The organism is Lactobacillus delbrueckii subsp. delbrueckii DSM 20074 = JCM 1012 (assembly GCF_001433875.1).
GTDB classification, from domain to species: Bacteria; Bacillota; Bacilli; order Lactobacillales; family Lactobacillaceae; genus Lactobacillus; species Lactobacillus delbrueckii.
This window is the reverse complement of sequence record NZ_AZCR01000177.1, coordinates 1-224: the sequence shown is the minus strand read 5'-3', so window position 1 is coordinate 224 and position 224 is coordinate 1. Positions and strand designations below refer to the sequence as shown.

The window sequence follows — 224 nt, the reverse complement described above, 5'->3', positions numbered from 1 at the left end:
CCGTAGGAGAACCTGCGGCTGGATCACCTCCTTTCTAAGGAAAACGGATGGATGGAGAGCAGAAATGCTAAGAGAAATCCATCAGTTACGGAAGCACACTGTAAAAAAAACTTTGTTCAGTTTTGAGAGTACCAACAATAAGTACTTGGGCCTGTAGCTCAGCTGGTTAGAGCGCACGCTTGATAAGCGTGAGGTCGATGGTTCAAGTCCATCCAGGCCCATTG

At 47.3% G+C, this 224-nt stretch carries 1 tRNA gene; it reads left to right on the top strand.

Going from position 1 to position 224, the window contains the following annotated elements:
* Positions 1-147 precede the first annotated feature (147 nt).
* A tRNA-Ile gene (locus FD23_RS09020) sits at positions 148-221 on the top strand.
* Positions 222-224: the final 3 nt, after the last annotated feature.